The organism is Novosphingobium sp., from assembly GCF_965229225.1.
GTDB lineage: Bacteria > Pseudomonadota > Alphaproteobacteria > Sphingomonadales > Sphingomonadaceae > Novosphingobium.
In genome coordinates, this window is record NZ_OZ245867.1 from 4,423,640 (window position 1) to 4,445,798 (window position 22,159).

General features: G+C 62.9%; 15 protein-coding genes and 2 pseudogenes. 11 read left to right on the forward strand and 6 right to left on the reverse strand.

All coding sequences use genetic code 11. The annotated features are described in order from the left end of the window. The first annotated feature begins 12 nt into the window (after positions 1–12). The 5 genes from bktB (at position 13) to istB (ending at position 4,703) form a co-directional block, all read left to right on the forward strand. Positions 13–1,224, forward strand: coding sequence for a beta-ketothiolase BktB (gene bktB / locus ACO06X_RS20790; RefSeq protein ID WP_037491786.1), 1,212 nt, complete (start codon positions 13–15; stop codon positions 1,222–1,224). A gap of 81 nt (positions 1,225–1,305) precedes the next feature. Continuing rightward, positions 1,306–1,608, forward strand: a complete 303-nt coding sequence (locus ACO06X_RS20795) for a DUF167 domain-containing protein (RefSeq protein WP_006963512.1) — start codon at positions 1,306–1,308, stop codon at positions 1,606–1,608. Positions 1,609–1,748: 140 nt separating this feature from the next. Beyond that, positions 1,749–2,054 carry an alkylphosphonate utilization protein gene (locus ACO06X_RS20800; protein WP_006963513.1) on the forward strand — a complete coding sequence of 102 codons (306 nt, stop codon included), beginning with the start codon at positions 1,749–1,751 and terminating at the stop codon, positions 2,052–2,054. Between the two features lie 353 nt (positions 2,055–2,407). Next, complete coding sequence (istA, locus tag ACO06X_RS20805) at positions 2,408–3,934, forward strand: IS21 family transposase (protein WP_421836316.1); 1,527 nt, start codon at positions 2,408–2,410, stop codon at positions 3,932–3,934. Beyond that, positions 3,924–4,703, forward strand: coding sequence for an IS21-like element helper ATPase IstB (gene istB / locus ACO06X_RS20810; protein WP_421839854.1), 780 nt, complete (start codon positions 3,924–3,926; stop codon positions 4,701–4,703). The genes istA and istB overlap by 11 nt, the downstream gene beginning before the upstream one ends. Position 4,704: 1 nt before the next feature. Here the strand turns inward: istB and ACO06X_RS20815 are convergent, their stop codons facing one another. Continuing rightward, a complete protein-coding gene (locus ACO06X_RS20815; protein WP_421837931.1) occupies positions 4,705–5,328 on the reverse strand; it encodes a hypothetical protein in 624 nt (207 codons plus the stop codon). A gap of 660 nt (positions 5,329–5,988) precedes the next feature. On the opposite strand from ACO06X_RS20815, the gene ACO06X_RS20820 reads away from it, so the two are divergent. The 4 genes from ACO06X_RS20820 to ACO06X_RS20835 all read left to right on the forward strand — a co-directional run bounded on the left by ACO06X_RS20820 (position 5,989) and on the right by ACO06X_RS20835 (position 11,498). Continuing rightward, on the forward strand, positions 5,989–6,972 hold the full coding sequence (locus ACO06X_RS20820) for an AAA family ATPase (RefSeq protein WP_006963521.1): 984 nt from the start codon (positions 5,989–5,991) through the stop codon (positions 6,970–6,972). Positions 6,973–6,982: 10 nt separating this feature from the next. Then, complete coding sequence (locus ACO06X_RS20825; RefSeq protein WP_006963523.1) at positions 6,983–9,322, forward strand: S8 family peptidase; 2,340 nt, start codon at positions 6,983–6,985, stop codon at positions 9,320–9,322. Between the two features lie 246 nt (positions 9,323–9,568). Beyond that, positions 9,569–11,011 carry a DUF6035 family protein gene (locus tag ACO06X_RS20830; RefSeq protein ID WP_006963525.1) on the forward strand — a complete coding sequence of 481 codons (1,443 nt, stop codon included), beginning with the start codon at positions 9,569–9,571 and terminating at the stop codon, positions 11,009–11,011. A gap of 22 nt (positions 11,012–11,033) precedes the next feature. Next, a complete protein-coding gene (locus ACO06X_RS20835; protein WP_037491793.1) occupies positions 11,034–11,498 on the forward strand; it encodes a hypothetical protein in 465 nt (154 codons plus the stop codon). Between the two features lie 93 nt (positions 11,499–11,591). Here ACO06X_RS20835 and ACO06X_RS20840 read toward each other — a convergent pair whose 3' ends face one another. Further along, a complete protein-coding gene (locus ACO06X_RS20840; RefSeq protein ID WP_421837932.1) occupies positions 11,592–12,860 on the reverse strand; it encodes a tyrosine-type recombinase/integrase in 1,269 nt (422 codons plus the stop codon). A gap of 283 nt (positions 12,861–13,143) precedes the next feature. Between ACO06X_RS20840 and ACO06X_RS20845 the strand changes: the two are divergent. Together ACO06X_RS20845 and ACO06X_RS20850 are read left to right on the forward strand one after the other, a co-directional pair. Further along, positions 13,144–14,323: pseudogene (locus ACO06X_RS20845) on the forward strand (IS3 family transposase). After that, positions 14,302–14,691 (forward strand): annotated as a pseudogene (locus ACO06X_RS20850) (DDE-type integrase/transposase/recombinase); the annotation flags it as partial. The pseudogenes ACO06X_RS20845 and ACO06X_RS20850, both read left to right, overlap by 22 nt. A gap of 120 nt (positions 14,692–14,811) precedes the next feature. On the opposite strand, the gene ACO06X_RS20855 reads toward ACO06X_RS20850, so the two are convergent. The 4 genes from ACO06X_RS20855 to ACO06X_RS20870 are packed head-to-tail and all read right to left on the reverse strand — an operon-like array spanning position 14,812 to position 22,154. Then, entirely contained in the window at positions 14,812–15,729 is a 918-nt protein-coding gene (locus ACO06X_RS20855) for an NAD-dependent epimerase/dehydratase family protein (RefSeq protein ID WP_421837933.1), read from the reverse strand. A 45-nt stretch (positions 15,730–15,774) separates the two neighbouring features. Then, the gene (locus ACO06X_RS20860) at positions 15,775–16,491 is read right to left on the reverse strand and encodes a hypothetical protein (protein ID WP_421837934.1); all 717 of its coding nucleotides are present in this window, start codon (positions 16,489–16,491) and stop codon (positions 15,775–15,777) included. A gap of 16 nt (positions 16,492–16,507) precedes the next feature. After that, a complete protein-coding gene (locus ACO06X_RS20865) occupies positions 16,508–19,927 on the reverse strand; it encodes a DUF6519 domain-containing protein (protein WP_421837935.1) in 3,420 nt (1,139 codons plus the stop codon). A 1-nt stretch (position 19,928) separates the two neighbouring features. Beyond that, positions 19,929–22,154: a hypothetical protein gene (locus ACO06X_RS20870; protein WP_421837936.1), complete on the reverse strand. Its 2,226-nt coding sequence runs from the start codon at positions 22,152–22,154 to the stop codon at positions 19,929–19,931. Between the last annotated feature and the right edge of the window lie 5 nt (positions 22,155–22,159).

A 22,159-nucleotide genomic window follows, 5' to 3' on the forward strand; every position in this document is an offset into this window, starting at 1 on the left:
AAGGTATTATTCTTGAAAGACGTCGTGATCCTGTCCGGAGCGCGTACCGCCATCGGTGATTTCGGGGGCAGCCTGAAGGATGTCGCGCCTTGGGAGCTCGGGCGCATCGTCATTGCCGAAGCGATCAGGCGGGCCGGTATCGAACCCACCGATATCGGACATGTGGTTATGGGCCAGGTCATCCAGAGCGAACCGCGCGACGCCTATGTGTCGCGCATCTCCGCGATCGCGGCCGGCATTCCGGACAAAACCCCCGCTTTGACGCTGAACCGTCTGTGCGGATCGAGCGTCCAGGCCATCGTTTCGGTCGCTCAGATGATTATGTTGGGCGAATGCGACATGGCCGTCGCCGGCGGTGTCGAGAGCATGAGCCAGTCGCCCTATGTCGTCAAAGCGATGCGCTGGGGCAAGCGCATGGGCGACGAAGCCATGATCGACGCCATGGAGGCCATCCTGAATGACCCGTTTGGCGCAGGCCACATGGGCGTGACCGCGGAAAACGTCGCCGATCGGCACGGCATCACGCGCGAACAGCAGGACGCGCTCGCGGCGGAAAGCCACCGGCGCGCGGCGCTGGCGCAGCAGGAAGACCGGTTCGGCGAGCAGATCGTCCCCGTCGAGGTCAAGCGTCGGGGCGGATACTTCCTGTTCAAGGTTGACGAGCATGTGCGCGCAGACACATCGCCATCGGGGCTGGCCGATCTCAAGCCGCTGTTCCGCAAGGAAAGCGGCACGGTCACGGCCGGCAACGCCAGCGGGATCAACGATGGCGGCGCGGCGCTGGTGCTGGCTTCGGCCGAGGCCGCCAAGGCAAGGGGCCTTACGCCGCGCGCGCGTATCGTGAGTTGGGGACATGCGGGCGTTGCACCCGAGGTCATGGGGCTGGGGCCGGTCGAAGCCGTTCCCATCGCCCTCAAGCGCGCAGGCCTTTCGCTGGATGACATCGATGTGATCGAGGCCAACGAAGCCTTTGCCGCCCAGGCTTGCGCGGTCGCCAAGTTGCTCGATTTCCCGCCGGAAAAGGTCAATCCGAACGGCAGCGGTATAGGCCTTGGCCATCCTGTGGGTGCGACAGGCGCGATCATCACTATCAAGGCGCTCCATGAGCTGGAACGCATCGGTGGGCGCTATGGACTCGTGACCATGTGCATCGGCGGCGGCCAGGGGATCGCTCTCGTCATCGAGCGGCTGTCGCGCGACGATGCCGCGCATGCCCATCATTGATGGCAATCGCGGATGTTCCGCATGGGCGTTGCGGCGTTGCGGCCCATGTGGGAACGGCCAGCTGGGAGGACGAGTAAACTGATGGCGCGTCGACGGACCCTTTTCCCTTCGCCCGATGAAATCCGCGCATTGGCCGATGAGGCAGGGCGGCTGTCCATTCGGGTGACGCCCAATGCGTCTGCCGACGCTGTCCAGATGCCTGCCGACAAGGACAATGGCGTCCTTCAGCTTCGCGTCACCGCGACGCCTGAAGACGGCAAGGCCAATGAGGCCGTGTTGCGTCTTCTCGCCGATGCGCTCAAGCAGCCTGTCTCGAGCCTCGAACTTCTTCGCGGCGGCGGCGCCCGCCACAAGTTGGTCCGGATTGCCGGCACATCCAGCTGACAGTTCAGATGGCCGCGACCGCGCATGGAATGGCACGATGTTGGTTTAGCATTCTGGTTTCACGAAAGCCGGCCTGCCGCCGTGATCGAACTGAGACCTTTTGCCCGCCTGACGGGCTCAACTGAACTTTGGAGAATCCGATGAGTGATGACGAATATGTGTATGACGACGAATCCGGGGAATGGATGCCTGCCTCGGAACTGGCCGAGCGCAGAGCCTCCGCCGGGCGGATTGAAGTGCGCGATGCTGTTGGAAATCTGCTTGCCGACGGCGATCAGGTGACTCTGATCAAGGATCTCGAGGTCAAAGGCGCAGGCCAGACGCTCAAGCGCGGCACGTTGATCAAGTCGATCCGCCTGACGGGCGATCCGCAGGAAATCGACTGCCGTTACGAAGGGATCAAAGGCTTGGTACTGCGGGCGGAGTTTGTTCGGAAGAGAGGCTAGCCGTTCGACCAAAGGGCTTGGGCGCACCGCGTTCTTCGATCTCTCCAGCAGTTCCCCCGATCAACGCGAAGAGGTCGATCAGTCGGGATCGGGAAGGGGGGCCTTGTCGTAAAAGAGCGTGAGCTTTTCGCGGGGCGCCTCGCCGCTGCGCGTCTCGCGCAGTCGCACGCCTCGCCCAAGCCCTGCGCTTGGTGCATTCTCACCCAGAAGTTCGATCCCGGCACTTTCGATCGCGCTGATGTGTAGATTTGCGCTGAGAATTGACCCGGGAGGGGCATAATTTCCACTGAGAAGTGACCCATGTTCTGACCTTCCCCCTGGCTGCCTGGTCGGGGGACATTGGAGTGATCGACATGGCTTTATTGAGCGTTATCCGGCGCTGGCACTTTCGTGATGAGATGCCGATCCGGGAGATCGAGCGACGCACAGGTTTGTCGCGCAACACGATCCGCAAGTACCTTCGTGCCGGGACAGTTGAACCCAAGTTCAAGGTTCCCGAGCGGCCGAGCAAGCTGGACCCGTTCGCCGAGAAGCTGTCGGGTTGGCTGCGGATCGAGGCAGGCAAGTCGCGCAAGCAGAAGCGCACGGCCAAGCAGATGCACGCCGACCTCGTCGCTTTGGGATATGAAGGATCCTACGGCCGGGTGGCGACGTTTGTGCGGGGCTGGAAGGCGGACCGGCAGCGTGATGCCCAGACCAGCGGGCGCGGCACGTTCGTGCCGTTGGTGTTCGAGGCTGGTGAAGCCTTCCAGTTCGACTGGAGCGAGGACTGGGCGGTGCTTGGTGGTGAGCGGGTCAAGCTGCAGGCCGCCCACACCAAGCTCTCGCACAGCAAGGCGTTCATCGTTCGGGCTTATCAGCTGCAGACCCACGAGATGTTGTTCGACGCGCTGACCCAAGCGTTCCGTGTGCTTGGCGGCGTTCCCCAGCGCGGGATCTTCGACAACATGAAGACTGCAGTCGACCGGATTGGTGTCGGCAAGGCGCGACAGGTCAACGCCCGCTTTGCCGCAATGGCCAGCCATTACCTGTTCGAGCCCGAGTTCTGCAACCCAGCCTCGGGGTGGGAGAAGGGACAGGTCGAGAAGAACGTGCAGGATGCGCGTCGCCGATTGTGGCAGCAGCTGCCGAGCTTCCCGGATATCGATGCGCTCAATGCCTGGCTCGAGGAACAGTGCATCACGCAATGGGGCGAGATCCAGCATGGCGGCTTGCCCGGCACCGTGGCCGACGTTCATGCCGCGGAGGTGGACAGCCTGATGCCGCTGGGGCGGCCCTTTGACGGATTTGTCGAGCACACCAAGCGGGTATCGCCGATCTGCCTCGTGCACTTTGAGCGCAATCGCTACAGCGTGCCCGCCTCGTTCGCCAACCGGCCGGTCAGCGTCAGGATTTATCCCGAGCGGATCGTCGTGGCCGCCGAGGGTCAGATCCTGTGCGAGCATTCCCGGATCATCGACCGGTCCCACCACACTGGCGGGCGGACGGTCTATGACTGGAGGCACTATCTGGCGGTGATCCAGCGCAAGCCGGGAGCGCTGCGCAATGGCGCACCGTTCGCCGAGATGCCCGAGGCCTTCAGGCAGCTGCAAAGCCAGCTCCTGCGCCGCCCCGGCGGCGATCGGGAGATGGCCGAGATCCTGGCGCTGGTGCTGCAGCATGACGAGCAGGCGGTGCTTTGCGCAGTCGAACTGGCGCTTGAGGCGGGCGTTGCCACCAAGACCCACGTCCTCAACCTTCTCCACCGCCTGACCGACGGGAAGGCACCTCCAGCATCCCCGATAGATGCGCCTCAGGCGCTGCGCCTTGCTCAGGAGCCTCTGGCCAATGTCGGGCGCTATGATGCCCTACGCGATGGAGGGCTGCGTCATGCGTCATGATCCTGCCAGCGCCGCTGTTGTTGTCATGCTCAAGGCGCTGAAGATGTACGGCATGGCCCAGGCGGTCGGCGACCTTATCGAGCAAGGCGCGCCGGCCTTCGACGCGGCCGTGCCGATCGTCTCCCAGTTGCTCAAGGCCGAGATGGCCGAACGCGAGGTTCGCTCGATCGCCTACCAAATCAAGGCAGCCCGGTTCCCCGCCTACAAGGATCTGGCCGGGTTCGACTTTGCCGCCAGCGAGGTCAACGAAGCACTGGTCCGGCAACTCCACCGCGGCGAGTTCATCGATGGTGCCGATAATGTCGTTCTGATAGGCGGGCCCGGCACCGGCAAGAGTCACATCGCGACCGCGCTCGGCGTCCAGGCGACCGAGCATCATCGCAAGAAGGTCCGGTTCTTTGCCACAGTCGATCTGGTCAATGCCCTCGAGCAGGAAAAGGCCATGAACAAGGCGGGCCAGCTTGCCGAGCGCCTGCTGCGCCTCGACCTCATCATCCTCGACGAGCTGGGCTACCTTCCGTTCAGTCCATCAGGCGGTGCACTGCTGTTCCATCTGCTCAGCAAACTCTACGAGCGCACCAGCGTCGTCATCACCACCAATCTCAGCTTCAGCGAATGGGCCCAGGTATTCGGCGATGCCAAGATGACCACCGCACTACTCGATAGGCTCACCCACCACTGCCACATCCTCGAAACAGGAAATGACAGCTTCCGCTTCAGGGCCAGTTCCGCTGTCCCCAAATCCAGAAAGGAAAAATCACCGGCTTGACCTACGTCCCGTACAGCGGGACATAACTTCCACCCGGGTCAATTCTCGATGAAAATCCCGGGTCAATTCTCAACGCAAATCTACAGTCAACCAGCAGCACGTCGGGACGGCCCGGATCTTTCGACACGAACTCCACCCCATCCGCGTGGATGACCCGGAACCTGTGGTCGTCATCGGGGATGCGGAACCGTTCGCGCAGCGCAATCACCTGAGGATCGATCTCCACCACGCTAATGTCGCAATCGGGCAAGGCGCGGTAGCAGGCCTTGGCCAGTGAGCCGCCGCCAAAGCCGATCATTTCGATCCGGCAAGGATCGGGACGGAACAGCCGGAACGCCATCATCATCCGCGTATAGTCGAATAGGAGATGATCGGGATCGCTGACACGCATGCCACTCTGAACCGTCGACCAGTTGAACAGGAGCGAGAGCATGTCGCCGAAGCGAAACAGCATCGGCCCACGCTCGCCGAACGGCGCATCGAGTGCAATGGGGATGTGGCCTCCGCGCGCGGATGGCTGCTGACGGGAGAAGCCTGGCTCAGGTCGGTCGAACCCCATGGCGAAGACGACGTCGTAGAACAGATCCATGTCGAGGTCTGGCAGATCGCCCGCAGCGTCGGTCATGACCAGGCAGCAATGCAGATCGCGCGCGTCAGAAAGGCAGGGAGACCGACCATCTGCTATAACTAGATTTTAGATCGCCAAAAATCAAATATGATCTTTAATATAGATGTATAAAACATCATTCGTTAGGTCTGTCGCTTGATGCGGTGCTGATGGTGGCCACGGCCAATAGCGCCGACGCCAATCTTCTCTCGGTGACGGCCACGCGACCGATGCCGGCGAAGGCTTCGGAGGTCAGAGGAAGGGACCGATCGGCAGCGGGCTGGCCGATGGAGACGGGGCATGATTGTCATCGGAAGGCTCAGTGTCTAGAACGGCCAGATGCCTCCGTCGCACGTTACGGCCCTGGCCGTCAGTCTGGCCTGCACGATGGCAACGAAAAGCCGGATCTACCTTTTCGGCAACAGTATCAGCGCGTCGGCGGTCCGGGGTGCGGCCACGAGCACGGCCACGAGCACGGCCACGGTCTCGCGCTGATCCGCGGGGCTAGCAGAGCCACAAACCCTTGGACCGCCCGCCGCATGCGGGAAAGGCCGTCACGCTTCCCCCGGCGTGGCGGCCTTTCGTAGTCGGGATTTATCATGTTCCGATGCAGGAAATCATGGCAGATTCAGGAAATCCGGCTATGCTTGCGGCACAAGGAAAGGCTTATACGGACCCATGGCGCGCGGTGAACTGATGAAGAAATTGCTGGCCAGCTACGGCAAGGATGAGGAGTTCCGTGCCGTTGCCGAGCAGATCATCAGTGAGGAAGAGAAGAAAAACAATCGCGTACTCGCGCGCTCCCTCCGCCGTTCACTTGATGCCGCGCCATCGCGCCCGACTAAACCCAAGGCGCTGGCGCCGCTCATTCCTTTCCCTGAAGCCGCAGGCGACTTCATCGAACTGGTGGAGCCGACGCACAACAAGCAGGATATCATCCTGTCGAGTGAGAATATCCGCATTTTCCTCGATCTTCTGCGGGAGTTTCGGCGGGCCGATGATGTCCGTCGTCGCGGCTTGCCTGTTCGTTCCAAGCTGTTGTTTTGCGGCCCTCCGGGCTGCGGCAAGACGCTCTGCGCGGAGATATTTGCAGCCGAGCTCGGCATGCCGCTCTACATCGTCAAGCTTGACCGCCTGATCTCCTCCTATCTGGGCGAGACCGCGACCAATGTCCGCAAGCTGTTCGAGTTCGCTCGCAAGCAGCCCACGGTCCTTTTCTTCGACGAATTTGATGCGCTAGCCCGCGCCCGCGAGGACGGGGGCGAGCACAATGAGCTGCGGCGCGTCGTCAACAGTCTGCTGATCTTCATCGACCGGATCGAGCCCAAGGGTTTTCTGGTCGCAGCCACCAATCTCGATCAATCGCTTGATCCGGCTATCTGGCGACGCTTCGATGAGGTGATCTGGTTCGATCCACCCGAAACCCGCATGATCGCGCGTTTTCTCACGATGAAGTTCAAGAATGTCGCGCTGGCTTTCGACCCGCAAACACATATTGGAGAGCTTTCGGGCTATTCCTATGCCGAGCTGGATCGCATCTGCATCCAGGCGATCAAGGCGTCGGTGATCGACAAACGAAAACAGGTCAGGGAGCAGGATTTCCTTCATGCCATCGCCGATGAACGACGCCGTCGGCGCAGAGCCGACCGAATGACCTCCTGACCCCCGCCGCGTGGCGCGTTATGATCACCTGCAGCTGTTGCGGCTGCCCGAACGCCTGCCCCGCCGCAAGAATGGTGGCGGTGGGCCTCCTCCCCAGCGCAATCCGCGCGGGCACAGTGATCGCCTGGGTCAGGAGCTCGGTCAGGCCGTAGCCGCCCAACGGCAGCGTCGTCGCCCCGATGCGGTCGATCCGTCGTTGATCCTGCGGGTCCGGATGAGCGGACCTTTGCTCGAGGAGGAATGGAATCGTGTCGGCCTGACCGTTCTGTCGAGCGACGAGGATCGCACACTCGTCCTCTTCTCTTCGAACGATGAATTGACCGAGTTCCAACGCAAGCTCGATGCCTATGGCCAGGGCGTCCAGCCTGGCCGGCAGAACCCGGCTTTCTCTTCGTTCATTGCCAATGTGGAGACGATTGCCGAAGTCGCGCCGCGCGATCGCATTGGCATGCGAGCCCGCGAAGCGGGCCTGGTCGATGTTGATGATTTCCAGGTCGGCGAGGCGTACATGGTTGATATCGAGCTCTGGGATCTTGGCGCCCGGGCTTTGCGCGAGCGCAAGATCGACGACATCGTTCGCTATGCAGAGGCGCGGGGCGCCGAGGAGCTCGACCGGCATATTGGTCCCAATCTCACGCTCGTCCGGCTTCAGTGCGATGGCGCAATTGCGCGCACCCTTCTGTCAATTGAGGAAATCGCCGAGGTCGATCTGCCTCCCGAGCCGGATCTGCTCGCGGCACAACACATCGACGATGCGCTGGGCGATGTGCCGGATGTGGAGGATCTCGACGAGAATGCGCCGCTCATCGGGATCATCGACAGCGGGATCAATGACCATCCTTTGATCGAGGATATCATCGTCGGGTCGATCGCCGTGCCGGATACGCTGGGTACAGCCGATGACCATGGGCATGGAACCTTTGTCGGGGGTATCGCGACCTTCGGCGATCTGCGCGCGCAATTGGGTGCTGGAGAACTGGTCCGGCACGCGCGCCTGTGTTCAGCCAAGGTGATCGACCACACCGGCAATTTCCCCAACCGGCGTCTCACGCCAAAGCTGATGCGCGAGGCGATCACCGGGCTTCATGAGCAATTCGGTTGCCGGATTTTTGTCATTTCGCTCGGTGATCGCACCAAGGTCGTCGAAGGCGGCAAGGTTGGTCCCTGGGCGCAGACGCTCGATGAACTGGTCCGCGAACTGGATATCGTCATCATCGTCGCGGCCGGCAACCGTCAGCCACGGCGCGGAATGCGCATCGAAGAGTCAGTCACCGACTATCCAGGCTACCTCATGGAGCCGGAGAACCGGCTGTGCGAACCGGCCGGCGGCATGAACATCGTCACTGTTGGTTCCGTCGCGCATAGCAATGGTCTTAGCACCCGCGCTCAGGACAATGTCGGGGTGCGTCCGATCACCGAAGCGTTTGAGCCCTCGCCATTCTCGCGCGCTGGTCCTGGCGTGCGCGGTGCGATCAAACCCGACTTTACCGACATTGGCGGTACGCTGATCTACGATGGCCCCACCGCCTCCCTCCAGGGCGGCGAAGTACGGCCCGAAGCCGGCGTGATGTCGCTCCACTACCGTCCTGTCGACCGGCTCTTCGCGGCGCGATCGGGCACATCCCATGCCGCGCCTCTCGTTGCGTTCAAGGCAAGCCAGATCCTGGCGCGCTTTCCCGACGCATCTGCCAACCTCGTTCGCGCCCTGCTCGCCACTAGCGCGGTCGCTCCGCCCGAGAGCGTTCGTCGCCTGGCTCTCCTGGGAGATACCGCTGGTCGAGCGCTGTTCGGTCATGGACGGGTCGATGCGGAACGGGCCGCCTTTTCCGACGATTCGCGGGTGATCCTCTATGCCGAGGATGAGCTCGCGATCGACCATTTCGCGGTCTACCAGATCCCGATCCCGGAGCTGTTCCAGACTGAACGGGGCCGCCGCACCATCCGTGTGAGCCTGGCTTTTGATCCGCCTGTGCGCCACAGCCGGCTCGATTATAATGGCGTATCGATGGGCTTCCGGCTCATCAGGGGCTGCGACCCCGACATGATCTTCGAGCATTTCCGGCGGCGTACAGCCGATGAAGCGCCGTTCCCTGAGATGGAAGCTCGCTACAACTGCAAGCTGCTGCCCAGTTCGACGGTTCGGGAAAAATCGAGCCTGCAATGTGCCAGTGTCAGCTTCTCACGCAATATCAGGGGCTATGGCGACAATTACTATCTCGTGGTGCGATGTGCCGGTGGCTGGGCTGGTGACGAGGGCCAGCAGGCCTTCGCTGTGACCGTTGAAATTTCGCACGAAGCCGAAGTGCCGCTGTACGAACGCCTGCGTCAACGTATCCGTGTCAGGGCATGACGGGGTTTTAGCAGGGACTCCGAACCCGCGGGGAGGCCGCGAGAGCCCTGTACGAGAGCAAGTCTGTGGTGCTGATGCCGATGATGGTGGCTATCCTGTTGCACTACGCTCATGATCGCCCAAACCTAGGCACGAAAATCTCTAACCGGCGCATGGCACATCGGCCAGCGATTCAGTCATCACCGAATTCCAACAGCGCTATCGTTCCTGACTTGTTCTGAGGGCGCCTGATGATAGTTTGTCGTTATGCGGCTGAACAACGTGACGGTAGAGGGCTATGACTATGCGACGCCTGTCGAGGATGCGCAGATCGATCAGGTCATCGATCTTGACCTCGGCGAGATTCCGAACGCCAAGGCCGTCATAGGCGGCCAGTTCTATCAGGATCTGGTCGACAACCGGGTCCAGATCGTGGAGCGTATGAACAGCGGCAGTCCGCGCTACCTTTGCTCGGAATGCCTCACGCCCGTCTATCTTGTGTCGACGCCGGATAAGCGGTTTTTCTTTCGGCATCGATCGGAGGAAGACGAATCCTGTTCCGCAAAAACCCGATCGGCACTGACGGCGGAAGAGATCACGGCGCGGAAATATCATGGCCTGCGCGAGAGCGCGCCGCACAAACATATCAAGAGCCTGATTGAGCGCAGCCTGAGGGCGGATATTGTCTTTTCTGACATTGCGGTTGAACGGAACTGGAAAGGCACCGATTCGAGGCGCTTCCGGCGGCCGGATGTTCAGGCCGCACATCCGCAAGGCAAGATCGCGTTCGAGGTGCAACTTTCCACGACCTTCCTCAGCGTAGTCGCCGGGCGCCGCTCCTTCTATCGAAGTGAGGGAGGTCTGCTGGTCTGGGTGTTTGGGTCTTTCGATGCCGGCTATCGACGTCTCACCACAGACGATCTGCTCTATTCCAACAATTCCAATATTTTCATCGTTGATGAGGAAACGACCGAACTTTCCGAACGGACTGGCATCTTCCACATTCGCTGCCATCATCGGATCCCGGTCAGGGACGGCGCGCAGGTTACTGATGCCTGGGAAGAGAAGGTGGTGGCCTTCGCTGACCTTACGCAGGACCGGGAGGGGCAGCGGCTTTTCCTGTTCGACTTTCAGGCAGCCGAGGCCGGATTGCGCGCAGCGATCCAGAAGGAGGCCGATGATGCCAAGGTCATGGCGATACGTATCGATCAGGCCGACCTCCACGAATTCTGGATGGAGCATGGCCGATCGTTTCGCCACACGCCGGAAAATCGTGCGACCTGGGAGCAATTGCGGGAACGATATGAACGTCGGGGGATAGATCTGCCCGAATTTCCCGACAGCCACGAAGCCACGCGAGTCATGCTATCCGCGCTCTACAGTGCGCGGGATGGAAAGCCGGTGGGTTACAAATTCTCCAAGCTGGTGCAGGTCGCGCATCAGGTCGCGGAGGCTTATCCAAGTCTGTTCATCGCTTTTTATAGCGCGGTCGATGCTTACGGTCATGTCGATCTTCTGAACAAACAGGATAGCAGCGGCAAATGGCGTGAGAGACTGAAGGGAGCCGAAGGGATATTCAGTCGTATCAAGCGCGACGATCCGGTGTTTCAGCCAGAGGACAGCGTCAGGACGTTGATGGATTTCCTGTTTCCTGAAATATCCGATCGTGTGGCAACGGCGGTAGAGCGGTATCGGGATAGCTTATTTTGAACGTAACAGGGAGTGATCGGGAGTGTTCTTTTCCGGAAATGACAAGAAGCAATATGCCGTCGCGGATGTCGGATCGGTTAAGGATTTAGGGAACGGCAGCGTACAGATATTTTTACGAAACTCGGATGAAGAAATCATCATCGACGAGGCACAATGGGACAGGGCCCTTGTCCGGACCCCTCAATCCTTTGTCCCCGCAGCTCCAGAGACATATGTGCTGGGAATTTGGTGGGCATCAGAAAACGAGGTCGGCGGATATTACAAGAAGGCAGTGATGGGCTGGTCAATCAGCGGTGACGGATATCTTCATCCCTGGACGGTGGACGGCGTGGATGATGGCCGCAATGATTTGCCTGCAATTCTTCAGCCCGACGGACAGGTGGAGGATCCAATCGACTGCCGATACGAAAATGTCACCGAATGGTATGAAGGGGCGAAGCGCAAAGCGCTGGAAATCGGCTATCATCATTACGCTCAGTTTTCGTGACCCGAAGGCGCCATCAGGCCTTCTCGTTCGATGAGGTGCGATCGGGGCTGGCCATGGGCCTATTCCAACGCAAAATGTATATCTCGCTGGCGGTCAGGCTGCTTCTTCCTGCTCCGAATCATTGCTGGCTTGGACAGGCTTGGTGAGCGCCATCGCGATCGCAGCTGAAACGGAGTTCGCCGCCGTCCTGACTGGGGCCGTTTTGAGATGAGCGTAGCGGGCCGTCGTCTGGACCTGGGTGTGGCCCAAAAGCTTGCCGATCATCGTCAGGTCTTCACCGAGTTCGAGCGCATCCGAAGCAAAGCTGTGACGTAGATCATGAATGCGTACATCCTCCAGACGTGCTCGTTTGCGGATGCGTCGCCAAGGGTGCTGCATGTCGGTCAAATGCCGCCCCTCGACATAGCCTGTGATGACATAAGGGTTCTTGTCGATTTTCTTGATGCCATCCAGGACCTCGAACACGGAATCGCCCACCGGCACGAGTTTGGCGCCTGTCTTCGAATCCGGCAGTCGCAGGACGCCTGCCTTGCGATCGACATACTCCCATTTGAGCGTCTGGATCTCGCCGAGGCGGCATCCGGTGAGCAGCAGGAGGCGAATGCAGTTGACGGCTTCAGGTTCGCTGGTCGCGTCACGTAAAACCTGTCCCAGGCGCGCGAGCTCATCTTCCGTCAAATAACGCTCGCGCTTCACTTCCTTGTATCGCTTGACCTTCCAGCAGGGGTTGGTTCCGTCAGTCAACACTTCCCAGTCGTTGGCGATCGTGAACATGACAGACAATACGCCCAAGGTACGATTGGCTTGATAGGGCTTGTCCTTCATCGAGGCGTGGAGAGCGACGATGTCGGCGCGGGTCACGTCGATCAGGCGATGTGACCCGAGCTTGGGATTGATGAACAATTCAACAGACCGCTTGTATTCGGCCTGTGTGGTTGCCTTGCAGTGGATGGCAACATGTTCGTCAAGGAAGCGCTGCCCGAATTCTTTCATTGTGGGCGAGGCCTTTTTGCGATCGCGGACGCTGGCCGGATCACCGCCCAACCGGACTTCCGACAAATGCTTCATCGCCTCGGTTCTGGCCTGGTCAGGGGTTAGGGCGCCATGAAGCCCGATATTGACCCGCCGCAGGCGCCCGCCGGCCCGGAACTGGGCGAGGTACATCTTTCGGCCGGTGGGATAGATGCGCAGGCCAAAGCCTTTCAGTTCATCATCCCACAGGAAGAATTCCTTGTCAGCAGGGGCGGCTGCATCGACCGCACGCTTCGTGATTTTGACCATCATCCACCTCGGCTTTTCCGGAACATCCGGAATCAAATCGGAATCAATCGGGAGGAAATTGCGTCGTTCCTGATCGTTCATCATCGTAAAGGGATGGCAAAAATAAATCAATAAAAACAGAAATATATGGTGCAATATCCATCGCTGGAGTAAGTCGTCCAAGACCGTGAAAATCGCCCCGTAGCTATCTCATAACCTGAAGGTCGCAGGTTCAAATCCTGCCCCCGCAACCACAACAGCCTGAAATACAAAACAAGATTGAGCCTCCTTCGGGAGGCTTTTTTCGTTTTACGCCGCTGCCCAACTGAGTAGCCCCTAGATTTCTGGACGCCTTCGATCCTAATTTTGAGGACAGGAGGCGACGATGAGGAAGCCCAATTTCAGTGATGAGTTCAAGCGCGATGCGTTGGCCCAGATCACCGAACGCGGGTATCCGGTAGCGGAGGTTTCGCAGCGGCTCTGGGTCAGCCCGCACTCGCTGTATGCGTGGAAGCGGCAGCTGGCGAAGGTGGTGTCGGGCGATGCTGGCAAGGACGCCGAGATCCGGCAGTTGAAGCGCGAGCTGGCCCGGGTGACCGAGGAGCGCGACATCCTAAAAAAGCCACCGCGTATTTCGCCAGGCATGCAAAGTGAGATACGCGTTCATTGCCGAGCATCGCAATCGCTTTGGCGTGCGAGCAATGTGCCGCTGCCTCGCCGTGCAGCCCAGCGGTTTCTATGATTGGCAAAAGAGCCCGCTGAGCCGGCGGGCTCGGGAAGATGCCCGACAGACCGATCTGATCCGCAAAGCTTGGAACGACAGCGGCAAGGTCTATGGCTACCGCAAGCTCCACGACGACCTGCTGGATCACGGCGAGACCTGCTGCCCCAACCGCGTTGGGCGGTTGACCAGGCTGGCGGGCATCAGGGCACAGGTCGGCTATAAACGCCGGCCTGGCAGCAACGGTGGCAAACCTTCCCTGGCGGTCGACAACACGCTGGATCGCCAGTTCGACGTGGCTGCGCCAGACCGGGCCTGGGTGACCGACATTACTTACATCCGCACCCTGGAAGGCTTTGCCTATCTGGCTGTCGTAATCGACCTCTATTCCCGCCGCGTGGTGGGTTGGTCGATGCAGAGCCGACAGACCACCGATGTGGTGCTGCAGGCGCTGCACATGGCGGTATGGCGGCGCAAGCCGAAGCAGCGGGTGCTGATCCACTCCGATCAGGGTTCGCAGTTCAGCAGCATGGACTGGGCAGCGTTCATCCGGGCCCACAATCTTGAGCACTCGATGAGCCGGCGCGGCAATTGCCATGACAACGCTGTTGCCGAGAGCTTCTTCTCCTCGCTCAAGCGTGAGCGCATCCGGCGACGAACCTACAAAACCCGCGAGGAAGCCCGGCAGGACGTGTTCGATTAAATCGAGATGTTCTACAACCCGGTGCGTAAGCAGGTCAGGAACGGGATGCTGTCGCCCCTCGAGTTCGAACGGCAGCAGATCTTGAAAGCGGAAGGCGTCCAGAAAACTAGGGGCTACTCAAGATCCTGGAATCCTACGTGACCAAGACCCGCGACAAGTCGGCTGCTCTGCGGTTAATGAGGAAGGCCCTGAAGCGGCATGGCCGGGTGGAAGCGATCATTACCGACGGTCTCAGATCCTATCCCGCAGCCATGCGAGCGCTGGGCAATGAGGGGCGCCGCGAAATGGGAAGGCATCTCAACAACCGGGTCGAAAACTCCCACCTGCCGTTCCGACGAGAAGAGCGGGCGATGCTGCACTTCCGGCAGATGAAGTCGCTACAGAAGTTCGCCTCAGTCCACTCCTCGATCCACAATCACTTCTCGAAGGAACGCCATCTCGTCGATCGCCAGACGTACAAACTTCGCCGCTCGGCCGCCTTGGCCGAGTGGCAGAACCTCGTTGCCTGAGCTGCGGCGCTGGTAAGGGCGGACTCAGCCTAGTGGAGACCGTTTTGCATCCGACTGACAGCTCCTGCCAGGGCTATCGGTCTGCGCATTGCCCTCTGACCCGGCCCGTTCCGCCTGCCTTCACAACGCGGCGAGCGCGCTGGCAACGAGGTGGGACAGGTCGCCATCAGGCGCGAAACCGGCGCGCTCGGCCGCCGGGGTTTCGAGCGGGGGCTGCGCGCCGAACATGGCTTCGAGCGCTGTGTCAGGCTCCCAGGAAACGAGGTTCGGCTCGACGCCGCATTGCCGCGCGATTTCGGCGGCAAGATCGCCCATCGCGATCCGCAGGGCCGGCAGCGTGACCGCGCGGGTCGGCGGCAAGAGCGCGGCATCCAGTGCCAGGGCGTGGACGAGGTTGGCGGCGCAGCACGTGATTGACTGCGCCCAGATCGTGGCTCCGGCGGAGACCGGGCAGATGAAGGGCTCACCTGCCTTCAGCGCATGGAACAGGTCGCTGATGAAGGCTGATTTGAGGCCCGAGGGGCCTTTGGGGCGCGCGAGAATGCCGGGGAGGCGCACGGTTACCCCCTCGATCAGGCCGCGATTGGAGAACATCGCCACCGCCTGCTCCATCATCGCCTTGTGCCCGCCGTAAATCATCTTCGGGACAAGCGGGGTCGCATCGTCGACATGCGCGGGAAGGGGATCGCCGAAGACCGCGATCGAACTGGCAAAGACCACGCGCGGGCGCACGCCCGTTTCTGCCACCTCGAGCAGCAGATCGTACATCGCATCGACATTGATCCGGCGCGAGGCGGCGGGATCGGCCTCCGCCGCGCCCCCGGGCACCGTGGCAAGGTGGATCAGGGCCTTGCAGCCATCCGCCAGCGCTGCAGCCCGGACCGAGGCTTCACCGAGATCACCCGCGATGGCGCGGGCACCGGCTGGAATGCCACCCGCTACGGTATCGATGCCCACCACACCATGGCCCGCCGCAAGAAGCTGCCGGACGAGCGCTCGCCCGACAAAACCGCCTGCACCTGTTACCACGATCGTCATGTCCGGTCTGCTCCTCGCGCAAGTTGCTGCGAGACGCATGCCACATCATCGGAACTGGTGCGCACCGGATTCCGCTGCGCGCAGGTCGAGCAGGGGATAGAAACGGAACTCGGCGCCTCTGCCCGTGAAGCTTGGCGGCGCGGGATCGTGGAATACCACGGTTCCGGCTGGGTCCAGCACTTCGACATCAAGCCGCGCGGTTGCCTCGGTGTAAGTGGCGCCGACCACCGAGTAGGTGTCGTTTTCGGTCACGTGCATGGCGCGATAGTCGTTCACGGCGTCGAACTCGAAGCGAAAGTAGCCGCCCGCATCGGTCTTGGCCGTGCGCCGCGCGATCTGCGCCAAGCGCGGATCGGTGGTGCCTTCTCCAACGATCCGGACCATATGATCCGGCGCAGGCTCGCCATCGGCATCGAGGACATAGCCGTGGAATATGGGCTTGCTGCCAAGGCCCTCGGCAAGCTGACCGGCGAGCCTGGCAAAGCTCGCCACCTCGCGTTGCAGATCGTGCGCGCGATGGGCCCGCTGCTCGGCGAGCGAGGCTGCTGCCTCGTCGCGCTCGGTTGCTGCCAGCCGCTTGGCTTCGCGCCGCTGCGACTGGGCAAGGCCGGTAATCAGCGCCTCCTGCAATTGCAGCATCTGCGGGGCGATGCGGGCAATCTGGCCGAACACGCTGTCGATCGCTGCCTGCTGGTCTGCGGCGGTATGGCGGGGGCCGGATTGCGAAAAGGCCTTCATGCTCTCTGCGTTGAAACGCGCCATGATCGTTCTCCGGTGTTCAGGGTTGGGGCATGAACGCCTTCTTGGCGCCCGTCGCGAGGTGGCTTTCGATGCCGTGATCGTCGCCGCACATTTCCTTGCAGAACGCGGTGCCGAGCACGAGGTTGTGCGCAACCGCTCGTTCGATGCCGTTCGCCTTGAGGCAATGGGTCGATTGGTTGCTGTCGGCCGTATTGAGGATCCCGAAGCTGAGCACCGAGAAGAACGCGCGGCCCCAGGTTTCGGCGAGGCGGTTGTCGCTGATGCGCACCGACGATCCTGCAGCGACCAGATCGGCCACGGCGACGCGGCCATCGACATGGTATTCGAACTGGTTGTCGCAAGCGGAGACATCGTCGAGCGAAAGCAGCAGGACCGAACTCAGGTCCGCGCCCTTGGGTGCCGAGCGCATCAGGAAGCTCACCTGACTATCGTTGAACGCCAGCTTGCCCGTGGGCAGGCGCGGCCAGATGCCCTTGGTGAAGACGCCAAGTCGCGCCATGGTGCAAGCATCGACGCCGAGGTTGTAGCCCATCGCTTCGGCCACCTTGAGCACGGCCGCGAGCAGCAGGCCGAGCGTCCATTCGCGGCTCACGCCGAAGTTGGCGACGAAAACCGTGCGGGCCATCGGGTCGGTGACCTTTTCGGCCATGGCTTCGCTGAGGAAGCGGTTGTCGGTGATCGCCATCGGCCCGGCGCCGAGCAGGAACAGGGCCCGGCCGAGCGGTTGTTCGACCTGATTGCCGTGGATGCGCAGCTGGCCACCAGCTTGGCGAGCGCGTGCCGAGCCTTCGGCCATCATTGCCTTTGCATGGCCATACTTGGCCGTGCCGGGCAAGTTGAGCGTGAGCGCGAGCCAGACGTGAATGCCCGCGCGGATGCCCTCCTGCGCCGCTTCGGCGGGCTCCTCGCCGGGCACGCCGTTGGCGCGGATCACGTTGCGTTCGATCGTGAGGCCATCGGCCACCAGCACGAACACCCCGCAGACCGGCGTGAGCCAGTCCCGGCCGTTGTGTTCGATCACGTTGCCCTCGATCACCAGATCGGTGGTCAGCGCGAGCGATATGCCGCCATAGCCGAGAAACAGGATCATCGCCGATTTCGGCTGAGCGACCGTGTGGCGCAGGCAGTGGGCGATGCGGTTCCCGGCAATCCTGAGATCGTGAACCGTGACCAGTTCGAGGCCGGTCTTCAGGCTGAACCCGAAGAAGCGGACCACCGCGATCCCGTTGGCTCCGTGCCTGGCAATCACGTTGTCGGCGATCTCGATCTCGTAGAGGTCGCCCGCTGATACAAAGCGCACGGGGCCATCGCCGTTGTCCGGCGGGACGCTGCTGTCGGTGGGATCGCAGGGGGCGCAGGGGTCTTCCAGGTCGATATCGGGAATGTCGGAACCATCCGGGTTCTGCTCGTCGATCCGCCGGATGCTGCCGAGCGTGATGCCGTTGCCCATGCCGCCGACGATGACGTTACCGCGCACCAGCACGTTGACACTGCCGCCGCCGAGCTGGATGCCGCCGCGCGCCGCATCGGCATCTTCGGCTCGGTCCGGCGCGGCGCGCTTGTGGAAGATCCGCTCGAGCGCAGCGGGGAGCGGTTCGATGATGTTGTCCTCGATCTCGATCGCCTTGCCTTCGGCATAGACGGCGGTCCAGGGCGAGAAGTCCTCACGCGCATCGCGGAACTGGATCAGGCAGTCTGCAAGGCGCAGCGCCTTGCTGGCGCGCGCGGCGACCACGGGGCCGTTGCCGCCTTCAAGTGCCAGCGCTTCAACGCAGATGTCTTCGCTGCGGGTGATGGTCACCGCAGTCGATCCGTCGCCGGTTTCATCGGGCGCGACGATGCGCGAGCGCGGGCCGCAGCCGTGGATGGTCACGTTGCGCAGGCCGTCGATCACCACGGCCTCGCGGAATGTGCCCGGCAGCACGCAGACGGCCCCGCCGCTGGGCGGCAAAGACGCGAGCGCGGCGGCAATCGTATCGAACATGCCGAAGCTCTCGATGCCGTCGCCGACGGTGACCGTGCAGCAGCCGCGAATGCGGGTGAGCGGCAGAAACGGCGGGCGGCAATCGTCGATCAGCACGCCCGTTGCGCTGCCGGCGGCCGTGCCGGTCCATTCGATGAGTCCCAGGGGCGCGAGGTAGCGCCGGATGCCGTTCGGCGCCGCGCCGCTCGGCAGCGCCAGTTGCCACGGCACGATCGCGGCAGGGGCCGCCGGGCGGGCCGCGATGATCCAGTGATCGCCGGGGCGCAGCGGCGCGCCATTGAAGGTGACGCTGAGGCCGGTGTTGCCGAGCTTGGTGGTCGCGACGGGAATCGCGGCGGGCGAGGCAAGGTCGTCGCCCCGGTCCCACACGCGCACGTAGAGGAAGTCGTCGTCGGGATCGGCTGGATCGTTGAACTGCGCCTTGTCGCCGCGTCCGGTCCAGTTGGCAAAGCCTTCGGACGCCAGCAGCGGGGTGTCGATCTCGAAGGTCTGATTATCAGGATCGTAGCTGACGAGGACCTTGCACAAGTGCCCGGCCACTTCGGACACGCGCTCACCGTTGGGCAGGGCGGCGGACCACGGCAGCAGCTCGACGACCATGTCCTTGAGCGGCCAGTGCGCCGCATCGCGCGGCAGGGTCAGCAGCTTGAGCAGGACGTTCTGCCCGCCTTTTGCGGAGATCTTCGCGCGGTAGAGCGGGGCGGCATTGTTGAAGCCCCAGGTGTAGTGGCCGGCATCGACCATCTGGACGCGGATGGCCTGATTTTCCGCGCCGAGATAGCCGCCCGGCTGCGGCGGGGAGCACAGATCGCCGACGGTGACCGGCGCGGTGAAGCCCACGGTCAGCGTTGCGGTCGTCGTCATCTCCATGTCGGGGGCGATGGTGCCCATCTGCGCGAAGCTGGCGAGCGCGGCGGCCCAGGCAGCGGGGCAGGCGGTGCCGGTTACACCGGACATGACGTGGATCCGGCGCATCGTGCGCCAGCGCGCGGAGGTATCGGGTCCGCCGAGCGCGACTTCGAACAGTTCGCTGTCTTCCACCGCAGTGACCGGCTGCTGCCAGGCTTCGATCCACACGAGATCGGTGCGTTTGACGCCCGGTGCGGGCGGCGCGGGGGCGGCGGCCTTGTCGAAGTTGAGCCAGTCCTTCTGCTCGAGGAAATGCTCGCTTCCCGCAGTTTCGAGCCGCAATCCGCCGAGGTAGAGTTCGCCCGGGGTCAGCGTGAAATCGAGCTTGCCGCCGCTGACCGCAAAGCCCGCAGGGAGGAAGCCCGCACCCGGCGCGCCATAGGCTCCGATGGCGTGGATGCGAGTGCGCCGCAGCTCCTCCGCTTCGATCGAAGAGGCTTCGTTGAAATCGTCATCGGTCAGCACGCGGCCTTGCTGATGGCGGACCCCGGCGTACTGCTTGCGCTGGTCCCCCAGCTGCCGCGACAGGTCGATGGTCGACATCTCAGTTCTCCACGATCACGGCCGGCAACCGGCCAAAGGGCATGTATTCGTCGATCTTGGCGCGCAGGCCGTCGAGCCGGACGGGGCGGCGCTCACCCGCCCAGGCGCCGATCTCGCACTGCTCCTCCGATCCGCGCTGGATCTGCGCCGGCGCGTTGGGCGAAAGCTCTGCGTAGGCGGGATTGCCGAACCGGCGCGAGGCGAACAGGCGCTGCAGATCGGCCACTTCGTGCGATTCATACGGGTGCGGCACGCGCGAGCCCGGCCCCCGCGCGGAAAAGCGGAAGCAGCCGGATTGGAGATCGGTGACATCGGCGCGGGCGGCGATCAGGACATTGGTGGCATCGAGCTTTTCGACATCGAGCGCGAGGGCATTGATCGCCGCGCCGATCACAGTGCAGTTCGTCATGGTCACCGCCGCGCGCGGGGCGACAATTCCGGTCGCGCCGGTCTGGCCGGCATCGACGATGCAATTGCGCAGGATCAGCCGGTCGAGCGAGGCACCCGCGCCGCTGAGGACAATGCCGGGGAGAATGCAGTTTTCGATGACGAGTTCATCGAGGGTGCCTGCCACGACGAGGCCACATGGCGGGATCGCGCCGCCGCCGCCATCAAGGCCGCCGGGATCAAGCGTGCAGTACCGTAGCGAGACCCTTGCGTAGGAACCCTCGAGCCGCAACTGGCCCGAAAGCGCGCCGATCCACAGCCCGTCGATCACCAGCGCGCGGTTGTTGCCCGCCGCGCCGAGCCTCCAGTCGGCGGCGAGGCGCACATAGGGCCTCTCCTGCTCGCGCGCGCGGATCGTGAGGTCGGTGATCGCGGGCTGATTGGGCGGATTGTCGAAGGTCGTGCTGTCGGACAGTTCGAGCACCCCGCTGGTCGGCACTCCGGCGGCGGTTGCACGCTGGGCCCAGAGCGCGGTCGCCGCAGTCCGCGCGGTGCGCCGGCCGAAGGCGCCCGCACCAATCGGCGCGCTCATGCCGGTGGTATAGCGCGCGCGCAGGTCTGTGGGCGGCGCGGCGCCGGGATCGAACAGCATGCGGCCGCGTGCCGGATCGAACAGCAGATCGATTCCGGCGGGCGCGCTGCTGTTCCAGTCGCCGAGGTCTGCCGCGCGCATGGCTGTGCGCGGGACGGGCGCGGCGCCCTTGAGGCCGAGCGACACCGCATCCTTGAGGACCACTGCGCCGCTGTCATCCGTCAGCGTGAGCGCAAGGATCTGCGCAAAGACGCCCGCGCCGGTCAGCACTGTGCCCTGCGGCAAGCCGGCGAGCACGCGCTGCAGCCCCGCGCGCGTGGCAAAGCGCTGTCCCGCGATCTGGCCGAGGCTTTTGGCGCAGGCGCGACGGGTGGCCTGGCTGGCGATCAGGGCGGTGCTGCGGACCCACCCGATGACGGCATCGCCGATTTCGAATGCTTCCTCGTTGTAGAGGCGGCACTCGATCACGCGGGGGAGTTCGCCTTCGGCTGCGGTGCGCCAGGCGCTCCAGTCCGTTCGCGCCAGCCCCCGGGCGAACAACGGCACATCGCGTCCGCTGGGGTCGAAGCTGTAGCCATCGCGGGTGCCGGCAAGGTTCTTGACGAGCCGGGGCGTGACATCGCGGAATTCGACGAGCGTCAGCCGGTGCAGGTGAAAGCCCAGCACGGGGATGCCGCGCAGGCCAAGCCGATCGTGCGGACGGCGCATTTCCGGGGTGTAGTGGAATTCATCGAAGGCACCGCCGGTGAGCAGCGCGCCGCGCACCGAGCGCAGATCGGCAAGGCCGCCTTCGGGCGTGCCGGTCACCCTGCCGGGCGCCGCGGGGCCATCAAGGCCGTGCCGATTGCGGGCAAGGCGGCGGAATTCCTCGACCAGCTTGGCATCCCACCCGGCGATATCGTCGCAAAGCTGCTCCAGCACCGCGAGGGTGCCTTTGCGGCGGCGGTAGTAGATCGTCTTGGCGACATCGCTGCGCCGCCCGCGCGGATTGAGTGCGGAGACCAGCCGCGCGGCGACCAGCTCGGCGATGTAGGGGACTGCCCAGTCGTCCGCGAGTTCGACGAACATGTCGTCCCACAAGCGGTCCTGGCTGCGCTTCATCACCGCCGCCTGGCTGGCGAAGGCCCGCAGCAGCGCGCGCAGGGCCGAACCGCCTTCGGTCTCGTCCGCCTCGCGGATGGCGGGGGGCACCCAGTCCCACAGCCGCTCGGTGTAGTATTCGCGGTAGAAGTCGCGTGCGGTTCCCATGTCGA

What these genes read in the sequence shown, in the direction of transcription:
- ACO06X_RS20795 (WP_006963512.1), top strand. Translation starts at nt 1,306, where the DNA reads ATGGCGCGTCGACGGACCCTTTTCCCTTCGCCCGATGAAATCCGCGCA.
- ACO06X_RS20800 (WP_006963513.1), top strand. Translation starts at nt 1,749, where the DNA reads ATGAGTGATGACGAATATGTGTATGACGACGAATCCGGGGAATGGATG.
- istA (WP_421836316.1), top strand. Translation starts at nt 2,408, where the DNA reads ATGGCTTTATTGAGCGTTATCCGGCGCTGGCACTTTCGTGATGAGATG.
- istB (WP_421839854.1), top strand. Translation starts at nt 3,924, where the DNA reads ATGCGTCATGATCCTGCCAGCGCCGCTGTTGTTGTCATGCTCAAGGCG.
- ACO06X_RS20815 (WP_421837931.1), bottom strand. Translation starts at nt 5,328, where the DNA reads ATGACCGACGCTGCGGGCGATCTGCCAGACCTCGACATGGATCTGTTC.
- ACO06X_RS20820 (WP_006963521.1), top strand. Translation starts at nt 5,989, where the DNA reads ATGGCGCGCGGTGAACTGATGAAGAAATTGCTGGCCAGCTACGGCAAG.
- ACO06X_RS20830 (WP_006963525.1), top strand. Translation starts at nt 9,569, where the DNA reads ATGCGGCTGAACAACGTGACGGTAGAGGGCTATGACTATGCGACGCCT.
- ACO06X_RS20840 (WP_421837932.1), bottom strand. Translation starts at nt 12,860, where the DNA reads ATGAACGATCAGGAACGACGCAATTTCCTCCCGATTGATTCCGATTTG.
- ACO06X_RS20855 (WP_421837933.1), bottom strand. Translation starts at nt 15,729, where the DNA reads ATGACGATCGTGGTAACAGGTGCAGGCGGTTTTGTCGGGCGAGCGCTC.
- ACO06X_RS20860 (WP_421837934.1), bottom strand. Translation starts at nt 16,491, where the DNA reads ATGGCGCGTTTCAACGCAGAGAGCATGAAGGCCTTTTCGCAATCCGGC.
- ACO06X_RS20865 (WP_421837935.1), bottom strand. Translation starts at nt 19,927, where the DNA reads ATGTCGACCATCGACCTGTCGCGGCAGCTGGGGGACCAGCGCAAGCAG.
- ACO06X_RS20870 (WP_421837936.1), bottom strand. Translation starts at nt 22,154, where the DNA reads ATGGGAACCGCACGCGACTTCTACCGCGAATACTACACCGAGCGGCTG.